At 67.3% G+C, this 16,680-nt stretch carries 14 protein-coding genes; 12 read left to right on the forward strand and 2 right to left on the reverse strand.

Going from position 1 to position 16,680, the window contains the following annotated elements; all coding sequences use genetic code 11:
* Positions 1-220 precede the first annotated feature (220 nt).
* Together ROZ37_RS13165 and ROZ37_RS13170 are read right to left on the reverse strand one after the other, a co-directional pair.
* On the reverse strand, positions 221-1,879 hold the full coding sequence (locus ROZ37_RS13165) for an AMP-binding protein (RefSeq protein WP_312659959.1): 1,659 nt from the start codon (positions 1,877-1,879) through the stop codon (positions 221-223).
* A 144-nt stretch (positions 1,880-2,023) separates the two neighbouring features.
* On the reverse strand, positions 2,024-2,932 hold the full coding sequence (locus ROZ37_RS13170) for a LysR family transcriptional regulator (protein ID WP_312659960.1): 909 nt from the start codon (positions 2,930-2,932) through the stop codon (positions 2,024-2,026).
* A 372-nt stretch (positions 2,933-3,304) separates the two neighbouring features.
* Between ROZ37_RS13170 and had the strand changes: the two genes are divergently transcribed.
* The 12 genes from had to ROZ37_RS13230 all read left to right on the forward strand — a co-directional run bounded on the left by had (position 3,305) and on the right by ROZ37_RS13230 (position 16,677).
* Complete coding sequence (gene had / locus ROZ37_RS13175; protein WP_312659961.1) at positions 3,305-4,387, forward strand: 6-hydroxycyclohex-1-ene-1-carbonyl-CoA dehydrogenase; 1,083 nt, start codon at positions 3,305-3,307, stop codon at positions 4,385-4,387.
* 10 nt (positions 4,388-4,397) lie between these two features.
* Positions 4,398-6,365 (forward strand): FAD-dependent oxidoreductase, encoded by a 1,968-nt coding sequence (locus ROZ37_RS13180; RefSeq protein WP_312659962.1) that lies wholly within the window; start codon positions 4,398-4,400, stop codon positions 6,363-6,365.
* Positions 6,362-6,769 (forward strand): hypothetical protein, encoded by a 408-nt coding sequence (locus ROZ37_RS13185; protein ID WP_312659963.1) that lies wholly within the window; start codon positions 6,362-6,364, stop codon positions 6,767-6,769. Before ROZ37_RS13180 ends, ROZ37_RS13185 begins: the two co-directional genes overlap by 4 nt.
* The gene (locus ROZ37_RS13190) at positions 6,766-6,960 is read left to right on the forward strand and encodes a cysteine protease (protein WP_312659964.1); all 195 of its coding nucleotides are present in this window, start codon (positions 6,766-6,768) and stop codon (positions 6,958-6,960) included. The genes ROZ37_RS13185 and ROZ37_RS13190 overlap by 4 nt, the downstream gene beginning before the upstream one ends.
* 324 nt (positions 6,961-7,284) lie before the next feature.
* Positions 7,285-7,917 carry a DUF4255 domain-containing protein gene (locus tag ROZ37_RS13195; protein WP_312659965.1) on the forward strand — a complete coding sequence of 211 codons (633 nt, stop codon included), beginning with the start codon at positions 7,285-7,287 and terminating at the stop codon, positions 7,915-7,917.
* Positions 7,917-9,323, forward strand: coding sequence for a hypothetical protein (locus ROZ37_RS13200; protein ID WP_312659966.1), 1,407 nt, complete (start codon positions 7,917-7,919; stop codon positions 9,321-9,323). Before ROZ37_RS13195 ends, ROZ37_RS13200 begins: the two co-directional genes overlap by 1 nt.
* A gap of 12 nt (positions 9,324-9,335) precedes the next feature.
* Positions 9,336-12,458 carry a phage tail sheath C-terminal domain-containing protein gene (locus ROZ37_RS13205; RefSeq protein WP_312659968.1) on the forward strand — a complete coding sequence of 1,041 codons (3,123 nt, stop codon included), beginning with the start codon at positions 9,336-9,338 and terminating at the stop codon, positions 12,456-12,458.
* A gap of 10 nt (positions 12,459-12,468) precedes the next feature.
* Positions 12,469-12,912 carry a phage tail protein gene (locus ROZ37_RS13210; RefSeq protein WP_312659970.1) on the forward strand — a complete coding sequence of 148 codons (444 nt, stop codon included), beginning with the start codon at positions 12,469-12,471 and terminating at the stop codon, positions 12,910-12,912.
* Between the two features lie 13 nt (positions 12,913-12,925).
* Positions 12,926-14,965, forward strand: a complete 2,040-nt coding sequence (locus ROZ37_RS13215; RefSeq protein ID WP_312659971.1) for a phage tail sheath C-terminal domain-containing protein — start codon at positions 12,926-12,928, stop codon at positions 14,963-14,965.
* Between the two features lie 59 nt (positions 14,966-15,024).
* Positions 15,025-15,633: a phage tail protein gene (locus ROZ37_RS13220; RefSeq protein WP_312659973.1), complete on the forward strand. Its 609-nt coding sequence runs from the start codon at positions 15,025-15,027 to the stop codon at positions 15,631-15,633.
* Between the two features lie 10 nt (positions 15,634-15,643).
* A complete protein-coding gene (locus tag ROZ37_RS13225) occupies positions 15,644-15,850 on the forward strand; it encodes a hypothetical protein (RefSeq protein WP_312659975.1) in 207 nt (68 codons plus the stop codon).
* Positions 15,847-16,677, forward strand: a complete 831-nt coding sequence (locus ROZ37_RS13230; protein ID WP_312659976.1) for a hypothetical protein — start codon at positions 15,847-15,849, stop codon at positions 16,675-16,677. The genes ROZ37_RS13225 and ROZ37_RS13230 overlap by 4 nt, the downstream gene beginning before the upstream one ends.
* Positions 16,678-16,680: the final 3 nt, after the last annotated feature.

A 16,680-nucleotide genomic window follows, 5' to 3' on the forward strand; every position in this document is an offset into this window, starting at 1 on the left:
GATCGAACAATGCTCATCGATTCTGACGTCACGCGAAGCGGGCCGCTTCGATGCGGGCTCCTCACCCGCCTGCTTTGCAGAGATCCGAAGACGGCCCGAGCCAATGAGCTTCGGGTTCTTTCCGAAACGCGCGGCTCGGCGATGCGTGCCACCCTTGGTGTTTAAGCGTATTTCGCGCCTCTGGCGGGCGTTCTCTTAATCCCGGCTTGAGCCGGACGCTTCAAACGGCCACGGCTTCCTTCTCCGCCGCGATCTTTGCCGCGATCATTTCCCGGAGATCTCGTTTCAATATCTTGCCCACCGGACTGACCGGAAAGGCACCGAGCAACTCGAGTCGTTCGGGCAGTTTGAAACTCGCGATCTTTCTCGTACGCATGAACTGGATGAGTTCGTCGAAACCGAGCGTCTCGCCTGGTTGCGGACGCACAAAGGCGCAGGCCTTTTCTCCGAAGATCTCGTCGGGCATCGCCACGAGCGAGGTCTGCATCACTTTCGGATGCTGCAGGATGAGATTCTCGATCTCTTCACAACAGATCTTCTCTCCCCCGCGGTTGATGAAGTCCTTCTTGCGGCCCTCCGCAAACACGTACCGCCCTTCCTTGCGGACGATGTCGCCGAGAAGATAGAAGCCGTCCGCCGTGAAAGCGGTGCGATTCACCTCCGGGGCATTGAAGTAGCTGCGGATGGTATAGGGGCCTCGCGCCGCCAGTTCCCCCGCTTCGCCGTCCGGCACTTCGTTTCCGAATTCATCCAGCACCTTTATTTCATCGTCGTCGCACACCGGGGCGCCGGAACTCTCGAGCATCAGGTGCTCCGGATCGCCGATGCACGTCATATTGATGAGGCCTTCGGCGGTGCCGTATATCTCCTGCGGAAAACACTTCATCCGCTCGATGATGCGCTTGCGCAATTCGGGCGCGAGCCGGGCCCCTCCGTTTTGCACGATCTTGAGCGATGACAGATCGTACTTTTCGAGTCCATCGCAGCTCACCCAACTCGTGATCAGCGGAACGACGGCGGCGATTACGGAAACCCGCTCGCGTTCGACCAACGCAAACACGTCGTGTGCATCCCCCGAAGGGGCGATCACCACCTTTCCGCCGTAGTAGAAAGCCCCGAGGATTCCCGGGGAAGCCAGGTTGTAGTTGTGACCCAGCGGGAGAATCGCCATGAACACGGTGTTCTCGTCGAATGCTGCCGCCCTGCCGCACAAGCGCGCGTTCAACACGTAGTCGTTGTGAGTACGCGGAATCAACTTGGAGATGGACGTCGTTCCGCCGGAGAGCAACAGCGTGGCCAAATTGCCCGGCTCGACCTTGACGCGCTGAAGTGCGCTCGAAATTCGCGCCGCGTCGATCTTCTCCTCGAGCATGGCGCTGATCGACCGCTGCCCCGCAGCCGGTTCGCCGACGACAAACACCTTCGCGAGGCTCGGGCATTGGGCGCGAAGGTTTTCCGCCATCGGGCGGTAGTCGAACCCGTTTGCCTGATCCGCTATGACGTAGGCGACGGCTTCGGAGGCGCTAATGAAGTGTCGGATTTCGGTTTCGCGATGGGCGCGCAAAGCCATGACCGGCACGGCTCCGATGCGCGTAAGGGCCAGATAGACGTAAATGAATTCCGGCAGGTTCGGTAATTGGACGACGACGCGGTCGCCAGTCCGCAGACCGGATTCGATCAGACGACAGGCCAGGCGCTCGACGTTCGCGACCAATTCCCGATAAGTGATGCGTCGATCTCCAGCCACGACCGCGATCTTTTCGGGATATCTGAGCGCCGTTCGGCTCACCATCTCGGCGACGCCGATATTTTCCCAGTATCCCTTTTCTCGATAACGGCGAGCGGTTTCCTCCGGCCACTTTGTATATCCGGTGATCATTAGCGACGAGCCTCCTTCGAATGCGATGGGAATCGGTCGGTTCTCGACCTGCATCCAACGTACGGAAGTTCGGCTAGCAGCTCAACGCGTCGTGGCAATTCCTCAAATTACCGTGGCCAATATTAGGCCTGATGCCACCAGGGCTTATTCACTGAAGGTTTCGAAGATCAGAGTGCGTAACCATTGATTGCCGGCTTCGTGGTGGAACTTCGCGTGCCAGAAGAGGTTGATTTGAATCTGGGGCAAATCGAGCGGATGGGGCACGGAACGAAGCGAGAATGACGAGGCGAGCCGCGTCGCGATTTTTTCCGGCAGGCTGGCTATCAGGTTCGTCTCGGAAAGTATGTAGGGGAGCGCCACGAAGTGCGGTATGCGCATTCGCACATTTCGCTGCACGGCGCGCTCGATCGTTTCATCGGTCTTGCCGTGACCGGTGCCTGCGGAAACAACCACGACGTGCTCGGCGGCGACAAAATCCTCTACGCCGACGGGAGCGCCGTCGAGCGGATGGCCACCGCGAAACACGCAGGAATAGCCCTGCTGAAAGAGTCGGCGCTGGTAGAAATCCGACTTGAGATCGGGCAGCAGGCCGATCGCAAGGTCGACCTTGCCATCCTCCATTTCTTCCTTGAGATTCACCCTGCTGTTCCGCACCGTGCTGATCCTCACGTTCGGCGCGAATTTGCTGAGGGTGCGCATCAGCGACGGTAGAAAGAAGATTTCCCCGACGTCGGTCATCGCGATCACGAAACTGCGGGAACTGGTGAGGGGATCGAAGGTGGACCGCTGGTTCACGGTGCTCGCAATGAGTGCCAGCGCCTCGGCAATCGGTGCCGCCAATTCCTCGGCGTAGGGCGTCGGACGCATTCCACTGCCGGTCCGGTAGAACAAGTCGTCTCCGAGTATGCGGCGCAGGCGGTTCAGTGCGCTGCTCACCCCGGGCTGCGAGAGCTCCAGTGCTTCGGCCGCCGTCGTGACGCGCCCGTCGCGCAAAAGCTGGAGAAAAACCACCAGCAGATTCAGGTCGAGATCCTTGAGCTCGATGCCTCGCATTATTGCCTCCAGTAATACCGACTATTAGCGAGCGCCGGTTTTGTAATTTTCGTCAGGATGCAATGATGGACACGCTGATGTTTTGACGCCAATCAATAAAAAGCGAGAACGTAATGTAATCAGTCGTTTACTGTTTATTGATGGCTCATGGCCGGTTTTTTCGGAAGCCGTTTTTTGAGACTTAGTTCAGGGGCGATTGTGATCCGAACTTCCCTGGGCGCAACGAAGCCGCCGGACTCACCCGACAGGAAGATTTGCGCGGGCCTCCGTATGGAAATCGATCCGTCCGGGATACACGACGAAGATCGAAAAAAAAATGCCGCGCAATCGTGCTGCAGACCGCCGAGCAACCTGGAGCCGAGATCGCTATTTATGAAGGATGAGACGATGTTGCCGAACCAAATCGACGCCTGGCAGATGACCAAACCCGGCGAATTAATGCGCACGCAAGTTCCGATGCCCGAGATCCGTCCAGGCGACGCGGTGGTAAAGATCTCGGGCTGCGGCGTGTGCCATACCGATCTTTCGTATTTCTACATGGGCGTGCCCACGATTCACGAACCTCCCCTGTCGCTCGGCCACGAAATCAGCGGCGTGGTGGTCGGGGGCGATCCGGGACTGATCGGCCGGGAAGTGATCGTTCCGGCGGTGATGCCCTGTGGCGAATGCGAGGTTTGCTCGAGCGGTCGCGGCAACCGCTGCCTGTCCCAGCAGATGCCGGGCTACTCCATGGGGATCTATGGCGGGTTCTCGAGCCATATCGTGGTCCCCGCCAGGTTTCTCTGCGTTGTCGAACACCGCGGCCCAATCCCTCTGGAACACCTTTCGGTGGTCGCCGATGCGGTGACGACGCCATACCAGGCCGCACTACGCGCGCGTCTGCAACCCGGCGACCGGGCGATCGTGATCGGGGCGGCGGGCGGAGTCGGCTCTTTCATGACGCAGGTGGCCAAGGGCATGGGCTGCGCAGCCGTCGTCGGTATCGACATCAACGACGAAAAGCTGCAGGTGATGCGGGACTACGGCGCAGACTTCACGATCAATCCGCGCGGCCTCGCGCACAGCGACGTGAAGGGATTGCTCAAGACGTATTGCAAGGACCACGGGCTCGTCGCGAACCACGGCTGGAAGATCTTCGAAGTCACCGGGACCAAAGCGGGACAGGAACTCGCGCTGGCGCTGCTCGGCTTCACCGGCAGCCTGATCGTAGTGGGTTACGGCACCGATCAGACCACCTACATGCTCTCCCGGCTCATGGCGCTGGATGCCGAAATCATCGGGACGTGGGGCTGCCCCCCCGAGAGATATGGCGAAGTACTCGAGATGTGCCTGGACGGACGCATCGCGCTCGCGCCCTTTGTCGAGACGCGCCCGATGAGCGAAATCGCCCACGTCTTCGAGCAGGCCCACCACGGCGAACTCAAGAAACGCGTCATTTTGACACCCGACTTTTAGGAGGCGTTGCATGAAACCCGGTGAACAGAAACTCCCCTACCTTTTCCAGCCCGGACAATTCGGTCGCTTCAAGATCAAGAACCGCATCAAATACGGCGCGTGCTGCGTTTCGAATTACAACACGCGCGACGGCGCCATCACCGAGCGCGAGCTCGCACGAGTCAAGGTCATCGCGAATACCGGCTGCGGCATCATCACGAACCAGGGCGCATATCCGGATCCGTTGGGCGAGGGCAAGGCGTATTTCCGGCAGGTCGCGATCTACGACGACAAGTTCCTGCCGCAGTTCGAGAAGATCGCCGCGATGATCAAGGAACAGGGGGCGATGGCGATCCAGCAGATCCTGCATGCCGGGCGCTATGGCGGCATCGATCTGGGCTACTGCGTCCAGCCCTCCGACGTGCCGCAGACGCTGCCGCACTTTCGCCCGCCCAAGATCATGACCCGCGAGGAAATCCGCGACTGCGTGCGCCAGCATGCGGACGCGGCCAAACGCTGCATTCGCGCGGGCTTCGACGGCACGGAAGTGACGAGTTTCATGGGCTACCTGCTGGCCAACTTCAACTCGCGCTTCACGAACCAGCGCACCGACGAATACGGCGGTTCGATCGAGAACCGCGGCCGCTTCATGCGCGAGCTCATCGACGGGATCAAGCAGGCGACCCCGGACAATCCGCTGATCGTGCGCCTGAACGGCGCCGAGCTGATGGACAAGTGGGGCGGCAACACCGAGGACGAGTGCTTCGAGCTCATGCAGCAGGCGGTCGAGTGCGGCGTCGACATGATCAGCGTCACTGTCGGCTGGCAGGAAGCGCCGGAATCGTCGATCGGGCGGGATATACCGCCCGGGTACTGGAACTACCTCTCCGAGCGCGCGAAGAAGATGTTCCCGAACACCCTGGTCACGTTCGGCAATCGCCTGCCCGACCCGCGCATGGCCAATGACTGCATCCGGGACGGCATCTTCGACTACTGGGAGGTCTGCAGGCCGCTGCTCGCCGACCCCGAGATGATCCACAAGGCGGCCGAGGATCGGCTCGACGAAGTGCGCCGCTGCGTCGGCTCGCTGAACTGCCTGTCGCGCCTGTTCCGCGACCTGCCCTACACCTGCACGATGAACCCCGCGCTCGGGCACGAAGTCGAGCCGGAGTACCACGTCACGCCCGCCACCGTGAAGAAGAAGATCATGGTGATCGGCTCCGGCCCGGCCGGCATGGAATGCGCGATCACCGCGGCCAAGCGCGGGCATGAAGTCACCGTCTTCGAGAAGGCCGATCGCATCGGGGGCAACCTCTACGCCTACGCGAACAACGATCTCGCCCGCCCCGACGACCTGCACTCGATCATCCGCCACTACGAGGCCGTGGCCAGGAAGCTGGGCATCGAGCTCCGGCTCAACACCGAGGTGCACGCCAAGTTCATGCGCAGCGTCCTGCATCAATACGACGTCTGCGTGGTCGCGGCAGGCGCCCCCATCGATCGCGAAGCGTTCGCGCACGTCGAAGGCCACGAGCGGCTCGTCGATGCGCTCGACGTCGCGCACGGGCGGATTCAAGCCGGCGAGCGGGTCGTGGTCATCGGTGGCGGCAAGATCGGACTGACGGTCGGAGAGTTTCTGCGCAAGAACGGCGCCGAGGTGACGATCGTCGAACAGGAAAAACGCATCGCCGGGGACATCAAGCCCTCGTTCAAGTGGCGTCACGCCTCGTGGGTCGAGGAGCTGGACATTCCGTGCCGCACGAGCAGCCGTGTCACCCGGATCACCGAAGAAGGCGTGACCATCGTGAACGACAAGGGCGATCGCTCTTTCGTCGCCGCCGATACGGTGCTGCTGGCCTCTCCGCGCAAGCCGTTGCACGAACTGCTCCACGAGTTCGAGTGGATGATCGACGAGTTGCACGGCATCGGGGATGCGGTCGTCCCGCGGGGACTCGAGCAGGCGATCCAGGAAGGGTTTCGCCTGGGCGTGCGGATATGAACGTCGCCGTGCTTCCCGATCCGCTGGCATGGCGGGCAGCGGCGGCGAACCGGCCCGAGCTCTTTCAGACGCTCGACGCCGGTTCCCGCATCGGCCTCATCGCGCGCACCTCGCCGGCGAGAATGCTGGTGTGGCACGCCGGCGACGAGGGAATCGACGTTCAGGACGCGCCCTTCCCCGGATTTGCGACCTCCGGCGTCGACCTTCTGCTCTCGGCCGACAACGAGGCATTGGCCGAAATCGTCGCTGCCGTGCAGGGGCAGCTTTTCGAAGCCCTTCGCTGCGGCATACGCAGCGGCGCCGTCGTCTGCTACATGCTGCGCCGGCGCTGCGACCTCGAGGCGAAAGGCTACGACGAGTTGCTCGAAGCCCTGGGCTTCGCGTTCATGGGGGCGTGCCGATGATCTTCAACAATCCAAAAGGCGCGCCCGAACTGGCCTGCGACGAATGCGGCTGCCGCTGGGTCGATCGGATCAGTGGCACCTGTTACGAGTGCGGCGCGCCGGTCTCCGCCGAGGCGCAAGCCGAGTTCGTGCGGGCCCTCGCCGCCTTCGCCGACGACAGAAGACGTACGGTGCCGGATCTTCTCAGCTAGCACCCTATCAAGGGCAGGCGCGAGCCGCGGCGGCGTGTGCACGCCGAGACGCGCACAAAAGGCCGTACGGGCTCGCCGCCTGCTGCCCCCCCCTGCCCGCCCTGCACCTCGCCCGGACAAGCGCATGTCAGGAACGGATCGCTTTTGGCCTGCCTCGCCCGCCCGTGGCTCCTGATGGCCCGCCCTCTGCGCCCTTTGCAGGGCGGACAAATTTGCCCCGGCGCCGCGCCGGGTCACCGCTGAGTTCAGCCTTTCCGTAGTCGCAGCGTGGCACGCGCGATGCAATAGACCCGTTCGACAGCTTGCTCTCCGCGCGAGCCCCTGTTGATCCGGGATCCTATGTACACGAGCCTTGCCGCCACCAGCGAAACGCTGCGCCAACTGTTGTTGGAAGCGATGACGACCGACGTCGGACCGAGCGGGCTGGCGGCCTTCTTCACCGGAACAACGACGGTTTCGCTCGAAACGCCGCAGGAAATGGTCGCCGCGGGCCGCCAGGGGCTGTCGGTGTGGCTCTACCGCATCGCCCGCGACGAGTTCCGGCTGAACGAACCGCCGCAGGTGCGCACGCTGCCGAACGGCGTCACCCAGCTCGTGCCGCCGCCGCTGCCGGTGCGCCTGCATTACCTGCTGACGCCGCTCGCCCCCGGCATTCCCGACACCGAGCAGCGCATCCTCGGCCGCGCGCTGCAGCTCTTCCATACCCATCCGGTGATCGCCGGCGCCTTCCTGCGCGCGGAACTCGCCGGCACCGACGCCGAGATCCACATCCACCTCGAGGCACTCAACATCGAGGAGATCACGCGGGTGTGGGAGGCGCTCGAAGGCTCCTACCAGCTCGCGGTTTCGTACGAGGTAACGCTGGCGCATATCGACAGCGGCGCGGACCCGCTCGCCGCGCCGCTCGTCGAGTCGGTACGCAGCGACGAGGCGCTGATCGTGGGGGGCGAAAGCTGATGGCGCGCCGCGACATCGTGCTCGATGCGATCCGCTACACGATCGCCGACGACGATCCGCTGCCGTCCGACCTGGCGGCCTGGGCGGTGCTGCGCACGCGCGTCATCGACGAGCTGACGCTGGCACCGCCGGTGAATCGCATCCGGCTGACGACAAACCTGCGGCAAGCCACGGCACGGATCGCCGACGGCGGCTACTGCGGACTCGTCGCGCGGCCCCGCGACGTCGCCTCCGCACTGATCACACCGGGCGCGCTGACCGCAAGCGTCGAGGCGGCGAACTACCTGCCCCGCGATCTGACGCCGGCGATCGAGGCCGCGCGGCGCGCGCTCAACACGGCGGCGAACGCCGGCGCGGCGAGCCTCGATGTGCTGCCGCCGGACGCCGTTCCGCCGCTGCAGTTCCGCGCGGGCCGTGGGGTGCTGCTCGAGCGCACGGCGCCGGCCGAAGCCGAGCAGTTCACGAAGGTCGCTGCGCCGCCCCCGGCGCCGGCGACGGTGCCGATTGCCGAAGGGCCGAACGTGCTGCGTCCGGCCGGTACGCGCGTGGCCGGCGTGCCGCTGGTGCTGCCGACGCAGGCGCTGCATCGCGCGGCTCCGCTCACGCTGCGCATCCTGATGCGCCGGCGCAACAGTCCGACCAGCCTCGTGCCCGCGACCGCAGCCGAGATAGGCATCGTCGGAATCTGGTGGGCCTATCCGCAGACGCAGACTTCGCCTCCGCTTGCCGGCGACTTCTGCGCCGTCGCACCGGGCTTGCGCTTCGCGCATCCGGTCGGCGCCGCGATCCACCGCTGCACGCTGACACCCGTCGGCGCACCGCGCCAGCTGCGCGCGCTCGCGCCGCGCGGCGTGACTTCTCTGGTGCTGGCCCCGAATGCGGGACTCAACCCGCTCGGCGGCGACTTGCTGCGCGTCGGCGATCCCCTGCAGCCCGAGGCGGAGATCGTCGTCAGCGCGGGCTTCGACCCGGTGGCCGACCCCGCCGCGGCGGTGACGGTACGCCTGACCGCGCCCACGGCGGCGATCCACCGCGCTGCCGAGCCCGTGCGCAACCTAACCGTCGGCGCTGCGACGCCCGCGGGCAACGTCGGCCGCGAGGCCCTGCCCGGCGACCGCGTGCTATTCGCGGCCGGCGTCGGCGGGCTGCCGACCACGAGCCTGATCGCGGTCGAGCACCTGACGCCGCACGCCGCTTACTACACCGCGACGCAGTACCCGGCCTGGGACGGTGTGAATTTCACCCATCAGACCGCCCTCGACACGACCGGGCGAACGGTGTGGCCGCCCCTCGCGCGCGTCGCGCAGCTGCGGCTGTTCGCGCGCCGCCCGCCACACCCGGACCAGCAGATCGACTACGCGCTCGAGCAGATGGCCGACAACTTCGTTTCGATCGTGTTCACCTGAAGGAGAACTTCGATGCCCGAATACCTGTCCCCCGCGGTCTATGTCGAGGAAGTCGATACCGGCAGCAAGCCGATCGAGGGCGTGTCGACGAGCACCGCCGGCATGATAGGCGTGACCGAACGCGGGCCGGCGCACGTGCCGATCCTGGTCACGAGCTACGGCGAGTATCAGCGCCTGTTCGGCCAGGGCCTCAACGCGGTGCTGTACGGCGAGCACCGCTTCCTGCCGAACGGGGTCGAGGGTTTCTTCATCAACGGCGGCAAGCGCGTGTATGTCACGCGCGTGCTCGAGATCGACCAGGCGCTGCCGGCGAACCGTCAGCTCGTCGCGCCCGACCTCGTCGCGCCCTTGTCGGCGCAGCTGATCGTGCCGTCCTCACCGACCGACACGGCGATCACGATCGATGCCGACCCGGGCTTTGCGATCGGCAACACGCTGCAGATCGGGGACGGCATCAGCGCCGAGTTCGACCAGGTGGCGGCCGTGGCCGTGGCCGCCAACACCGTGACGCTGCGCCAGCCGCTGTCCTTCGACCACGCCGCTCCGCAGGCGGTGGATCAGGTGCCCATCACCGATGCGGCGCCGCCGGCCTCGCACACGTCGTCGCTGGCCGCCCCCGCCGCCGTGGGCGCGACGTCCGTGCAGTTGGGCGCAGGCGCCTTCGCGCCGGCGATCGGCGCGGGAGACGTGCTGCGTATCGACGCTGCCGACCTGGAGGAGCTGGTCGTCGCCGCCGGGCCGGTGGCCGGCAATCGCCTCAACCTGCAGGCGCCGCTGCTGCTCGCGCATGCCGCGGCGGCGCAGGTGCGCCGCCAGACGATCGGCGCCATTGCGACGCCGCGCCAGATCGCGCCCGGGGCCGGCGCCGCGCCGGGCAGCGCGGTGGTCCTGGTGAACAACAACGCTGGCCTGACTACCGTCGGCGACGGCGTGCGCTTCGCGCACCCCGATCCCGCACGCATCGAGTACCGCCGCATCGGCGCGCTGACGCACGTGACGCTGTCGCAGCCGGCCTATTCCGACTACCCGGTCGGCACGCGCGTGTCGCGGGTGACGCTCGGCGCGACCTCGCCCGCGACCGCGCTGGCCGCCGACGCGCACCCGGCGACGACGACGATCGCCCTCCTCGACCGCACGACGATGAACGTCGGCGACATGCTGGAGATCGGCACGCTCGCCGACACCGAGCTCGTCGAGATCGTCGCGCTGCCGGCGCGCCTGCCCGCACCCGACGCCGGCAACGTCGTGCTGCGTGCGCCGCTGCGCGTGCTGCACCTGGGCGGCGCGAGCGTCGCGCGACGGGCGCCGCCGACGGCACCGGCGCTCAATACCGTCGTCGCGCTGACCGCCTCCGCCGGGGCGCCTGCAATCGTCGCTGCCCTTGGCGGCTATGCCGCGGGCAACGCGCTGCGCATCGAGCCGCCGGCCGGCGGACCGTTCTACCACCTCGTCGCCGGCGCGCCCGCGGTGGTGGCGCCGCAGACGCTGGCGCTAGTGAACCCGCTGACGCAGCCGCATGCGGCCGGCGACGCCGTCGCCCGCCGCAACCCGATGATCCTCGTGCGGGCGCTCGACGCGGGCGCCTGGGGCAACCGCCTACGCGTCGCGATGGAAGCGATGAACCCGCCGCGGGACGCGCCGCTGCTGACGACGCGCGTGCGCCAGGTGCTGCCCGGCAACCGCCTGCGCCTCAATTCGGCAGCCGGCGTGGAGACCGGCAGCGAGCTGCTCGTCACCGATTCGACGAACACGACGACGCCGCTCAAGGTGCTGTCGATCGACCGCCAGAACGACTTCCTGATCACGCTCGAAGCCTCCACGCCGCTGCCGGGGATCGTGATCGCCGGCGACGCGGTGCGAAGCCGCGAATACCGCCTGGTGGTCGAGCTGCTGCGCCAGCCCGACGCGGCCTACCCGGCGCGCGACACCGCCGCGATCGACCGCGAAGTGTTCGCCGGCCTGTCGCTCGACCCGCGCCATTCGCGCTACTTCCAGCGCGTCGTCGGGACGACGTGGAACATGGCGACGACGGCCACCGCCTTCGACGACGCCGGCCGTCCGCTGCGCCGCGCCGACCGCCGCTCCGAAGGCGAGTCGGACTACATCCGCGTGTTCGACCTGGCACCCGCGACGGGCCTGCGCCCCGGCCCGGTCGCCACCTACGACATCCGCCCCGGCGTGCCGCCGCGCCTCGTGCTGCTGCCGCTGGGCAACGGCACCGACATGGTGCCGGGCATCACCGACGCGACCTACATCGGCACGGACAGCGTCGATCCCGAGCAGCGCACGGGTCTCTTCACGCTGCGCAACGTCGAGGAGATCAGCATCGTCGCCGCGCCCGGCCGCACCAGCGTGCAGATGCAGAGCGCGCTGATCAACCACTGCGAGCTGATGCGCTACCGCTTCGTCGCGCTCGACGGCGCGCCGCCGCCGGCCGACTCGATGAGCGACATCCAGGCGCAGCGCCAGCAGTTCGACACCAAGTACGCGGCGCTGTACCACCCCTGGCTGCTGGTCCCCGACCCCTACCCGACCAACCTCGCGGCCGTGGCCGACTACCCGATCCCGCCCAGCGGCCACGTGCTGGGCATCTACGCGCGCACCGACATCGAGCGCGGCGTGCACAAAGCGCCCGCCAACGAGGTGGTGCGCGGCGTCGTCGGCCTGCAGCGCCTGCTCAACAAGGAGCAGCACGACATCCTCAACCCCTACCCGGTCAACATCAACGTCATCCGCGACTTCCGCCCCAACAACCGCGGCATCCGCGTCTATGGCGGACGCGTGATCACCAGCGATTCCGACTGGAAGTACGTCAATGTCAGGCGGCTGCTGATCTTTATCGAGGCGTCGATCGACCGCGGCCTGCAGTGGGTGGTCTTCGAGCCCAACGCCGAGCCGCTGTGGGCGCGCGTGCGCCGCGCGATCAGCAACTTCCTGACGCTGGTGTGGCGCAACGGCGGCCTCGAGGGGACGAAGGTCGAGGAGGCCTACTTCGTGAAGTGCGACCGCACGACGATGACGCAGACCGACATCGACCAGGGTCGGCTGATCGTCCTCGTCGGCGTCGCACCGGTGAAGCCCGCCGAGTTCGTCATCGTCCGCATCGGCCTGTGGACGGCCCACGCCGAAGACTAGGAGAACCGACATGCCAGCGACTGACCAGCGCAACGACCCCGTCCGCGGCTACAACTTCTCGCTCGAGATCGACAACGTCTCGCGCGGCGCCTTCTCCGAGGTCGGCGGGCTGACCGCCGACGGCGACAGCGTGGACTACCGCGAAGGCACCGACCTGCAGTCGAACGTGCGCAAGCTGATGGGCCTCAGGAAATACACCAACATCACGCTCAAGCGCGGCTACACGCAGGACAAGGAGCTGTGGCAGTGGTACGTCAACATCATGAACGGCATCCCCGACCGGAGGAACGTGACGATCGTGCTGATGAACGAGGCGCGCCAGCCCGTGCTGCGCTGGCACGCCGAGAACGCATGGATCAACAAGATCGAGGGCCCGGCGCTGAAAGCCTCGTCGAACGACGTCGCGATGGAGTCGCTCGAGCTGGTGCATGAAGGGCTGACGCTCGAGATGTGACCCGGCCACGGCCATGCGCGTGTACGAAACTCCTGGTGTCCATTACGAGCGCGCCGACGCTTCCGGCGGCGGCATCGCCGCCTTGCGCACGGATATCGCCGGCTTCGTCGGCCTCGCCCGGCGCGGGCCGCCGGGAATCGCCGTGCCGGTGGAGTCGGCGCGCCAGTTCGAGGCGTGGTTCGGCGCGCCGATCGACAACGGCTATCTCGCCTACTCGGCGCGCGCCTTCTTCGAGAACGGCGGGCGGCGCATGTGGGCGGTGCGCGTGACTTCGGACGCGGCGTCGACGGCGGCAGTCACGCTGCAGGACGCGGCCGGGCCGGCGTGGCGCATCGAAGCGTCGAGCCCCGGCGTGTGGGGCAACGCGCTGGCGCTGCGCGTGACCGAGCAGCGGCGGGCGCAGACGCGCGCGGTCGTCGACGCGGTGGACCTCACGCGCCTGCACGTCGCCGACAGCGCCGGCTTCGCCGTGGCCGCGCTGGTCGAATGCCGCGCCGGGGCGCTCACCGAGACGGCGCGCATCGCCGCGGTCGAGGCCGCGTCCAGTACCCTCGTGCTGGGCGCGCCGCTGGCGCTGCTGCCGGCCAACGCGGCGCTGCGCGTGGAGACCATCACTTATGCGCTGGAGGTGTTCGACGGCGGCCGCCTGGTCGCGCTGCACGAGGGTCTGGCGCTGATCCCTGAGGCCGGGCGCTACGGGCCGCTGGTGCTCCGCCAGCCGTGGCAGGCGCCCGATACGCGCCGCCCCGACGAGGACACGGCGCGCGCCGCGGAGGCCGACCTCGCGCTCGACTATTTCCGCGTCGCGCGGAACCGTGGCGCGGTCGCCCCGCCGGTGGTGGTGATCCGCGAGCTGCGCAGCCAGCCGCGGCGCGACGCGCTGCGCCCGCTCGTGGGCGTGGGCGGGGCGGCGCCGGCCGCGCCGGTGCCGTTGAGCGGCGGCGCCGACGGGCTCGCCGCGCTGACGGCCGACGACTTCATCGGCTCGATTGCGCCTGCCGGGACCGCCACCGACATTGCCGCCGCGATGCGCCGCGGCATCGCCTGCCTTGAGGCGATCGACGAGATCGCGCTCGTCGCCGTGCCCGACATCCACATCCAGCCGCGCGAGCCGCACGGCACCCTGCCGCCGCCCGAATGCGCGCCCGACCGCTGCCTGCCCGCGCCGCCGCCGGTGCCGAGCCCGCTGCCGCCGCCGCTCGGCGACCTGCCGCCGCGCTTCCCGCTCGCGGACATCTACCGCGTGCAGGCGGCGATGGTGGCGCACTGCGAGCGCAAGCGCGACCGCGTGGCACTGCTCGACGCGCCTTTCGACGCATGCGCGAAACTGAGCTACTCGGTCAACGAGCTGCGCGCCTGGCGCAGCCGCTTCGAGACGAAATTCGCAGCGCTCTACGCGCCGTGGGTCGCGGTCGTGGATCCGCTGCGCTCGCGCGGCGCCCGCGCGCTGACCCGGCCGATTCCTCCGAGCGGCCACGTCGCCGGGCAATGCGCGGCGATCGACCTGCGCTCCGGCGTGCACGTCGCACCCGCCAACGTCGCGCTGCAATGGGTACAGGACACGACGCTCGCCTTCGACGAGGAACGGCACGGCCTCCTCAACACGCTCGGCATCAACGTCGTGCGGGCGCTGCCGGGGCGCGGCGTGCGCGTGCTCGGCGCGCGCTCGCTGTCGTCGGACAGCGATTGGCGCTTCATCAACGTGCGCCGCCTCATGTCGATGATCGAGAAGGCCATCGACGTCTCCATCCAGTGGGCGGTGTTCGAGCCCAACGACTGGCGCACGCGCGCCAAGCTGCAGCTGGTCATCGGCTCCTTCCTGCGCGAGCTGTGGGCGCGCGGCGCGCTCGCCGGCAATTCCACCGACGAGGCCTACTTCGTGCGCTGCGACGACGGCAACAACCCGGCCGCCGCGCGCGACCGCGGCCAACTGCTGATCGAGGTCGGCGTCGCGGCGACGGTGCCGTTCGAGTTCATCGTGCTGCGCATCGGCCGCGACGCGAGCGGCTTCGCGGTGAGCGGCGAAGGCCTTGCCGCGACGGAGGGCGCATGAACCGCGATCCCGTTCCCGTTTTCCGCGCCGCCGCCATCCTGCAGAGGAGGCCCTGAGCCATGGCCCTGCTGTCCCAGACCGCGCTGCGCGCCGACCCGGTGCTCAACCACAACTTCGTCGTCAGCCTGCTCGACACCAGCAGCGTGCTGGCGACGATCGGCTCAGCGGCGCTGTCGGCCGCGCTCGATGTCGCGGTCGGCGGCTTTTCCGAGTGCTCGGGCATCGAGATGACGATGAAGCCCGAGCCCTACAAGGAAGGCGGCGCCAACGGCTTCACGCGCCAGTTCCCCAGCCGCGTCGAGTGGGCGGCGATCACGCTGAAGAAGGGCGTCGGGTCGGGCAGCACGCTGTGGGACTGGCATTACGGCTTCGTCGTTGGCAAGGGCAAGCGCCGCGACGGCCTGATCGTGCTGCTGAGCGACCTGCACGTGCCGAACAACGTGTGGTTCTTCCGCCGCGGTCTGCCGAGCAAATACACCGGGCCGCAGATGAACGCGATGCAGAACGGCGTGGCGATCGAGTCGATCGAGATCACGCACGAAGGGATCTTCCAGCTGCCTTTCGTCGGCGCGGCGACGGCGCTCGCCTCGGCAGTGGCCGGGAGCAGCTTCGGCGCGGGCGTCGCGGCGGCGGGCAGCGCGCCGGGCGCAATCGGCAACCTGTTGTGAGGCGACGACGATGGCGCCACCGCAAATCCGGATTCGCGAAGTGACGGGCACGATGCGCGTCGTGGACGGCGACTCGCTGCTGACGCCGCCCATCCTGGAACGCATCGTCGCCGCGGTGATGGCGGCGATGGAGGGCGAGCAGCGCGACCGCGAGGCGCGCCGGCGCGACACGCACATCGGCGGCGGCTGCGACGCCTGCGAGGAGAAGCACAAATGAACGAGCCGGCCAAAGCGGTGTTCCGCGTGTACTGGTTCGGCCTCGACCAACCGCAGGACATCCCGGTGCAGTACAACCCCACCGAGTATTCGTTCGACAAGTCGGCGCAGATCGGCGAAGTACAGATCCCGGGCCTCGACTCGCCGCTGCAGCAGTTCGTGCGCGGCAACGCCGAGAAGCTCACGCTCGATCTCTTCTTCGACACGACCGAGCTGGGCATGGGGGCCGGCGCGACCAGCGTGACCACCGAGACCGACAAGATCTACCAGCTGATCAAGATCGAGCCGAAGCGGCACGCGCCGCCCATCGTCGAGTTCATCTGGAGCCATGAGATGGCCGGCACGCACATCGGCGGCGCGCCGGGGAGCGTGGCGGGGGCGCTGACGCAGGCGGTGAGCGGCGCCGCCCAAGCGGCCGGGGCCGCCATCGGTGCGGCGGTGCAGGCGGCGGGCAGTGTCGGGGCGGCGGCGCAGTCGGTGGTCGGACCCCCGCTGGGCAGCCAGCGGCGCAACGGCTTCCGCTGCATCATCGAGAGCATCAAGCAGAAGTTCACGCTGTTCTCGCCGGAAGGCATTCCGCTGCGCGCGACGCTGACGGTGAGCCTGCGCGAATACAAGCGGCTGCGCGACCAGCTGCTGGAACTGCACTTGAGTTCGCCCGACCGCACGCACGTCCATCCGCTGCAGCAGGGCGAGGTGCTGGCGAGCGTCGCCAACCGCTACTACGACCGCCCTGCCGAGTGGCGGCCGATCGCCGAGAAGAACGGCATCGACGACCCGCGCCGGCTCACGCCCGGCGTGTTCCTCACGATCCCGCCCCTGACCTAGGAC

It is taken from the genome of Aromatoleum sp., assembly GCF_032027225.1.
Lineage (GTDB): Bacteria > Pseudomonadota > Gammaproteobacteria > Burkholderiales > Rhodocyclaceae > Aromatoleum.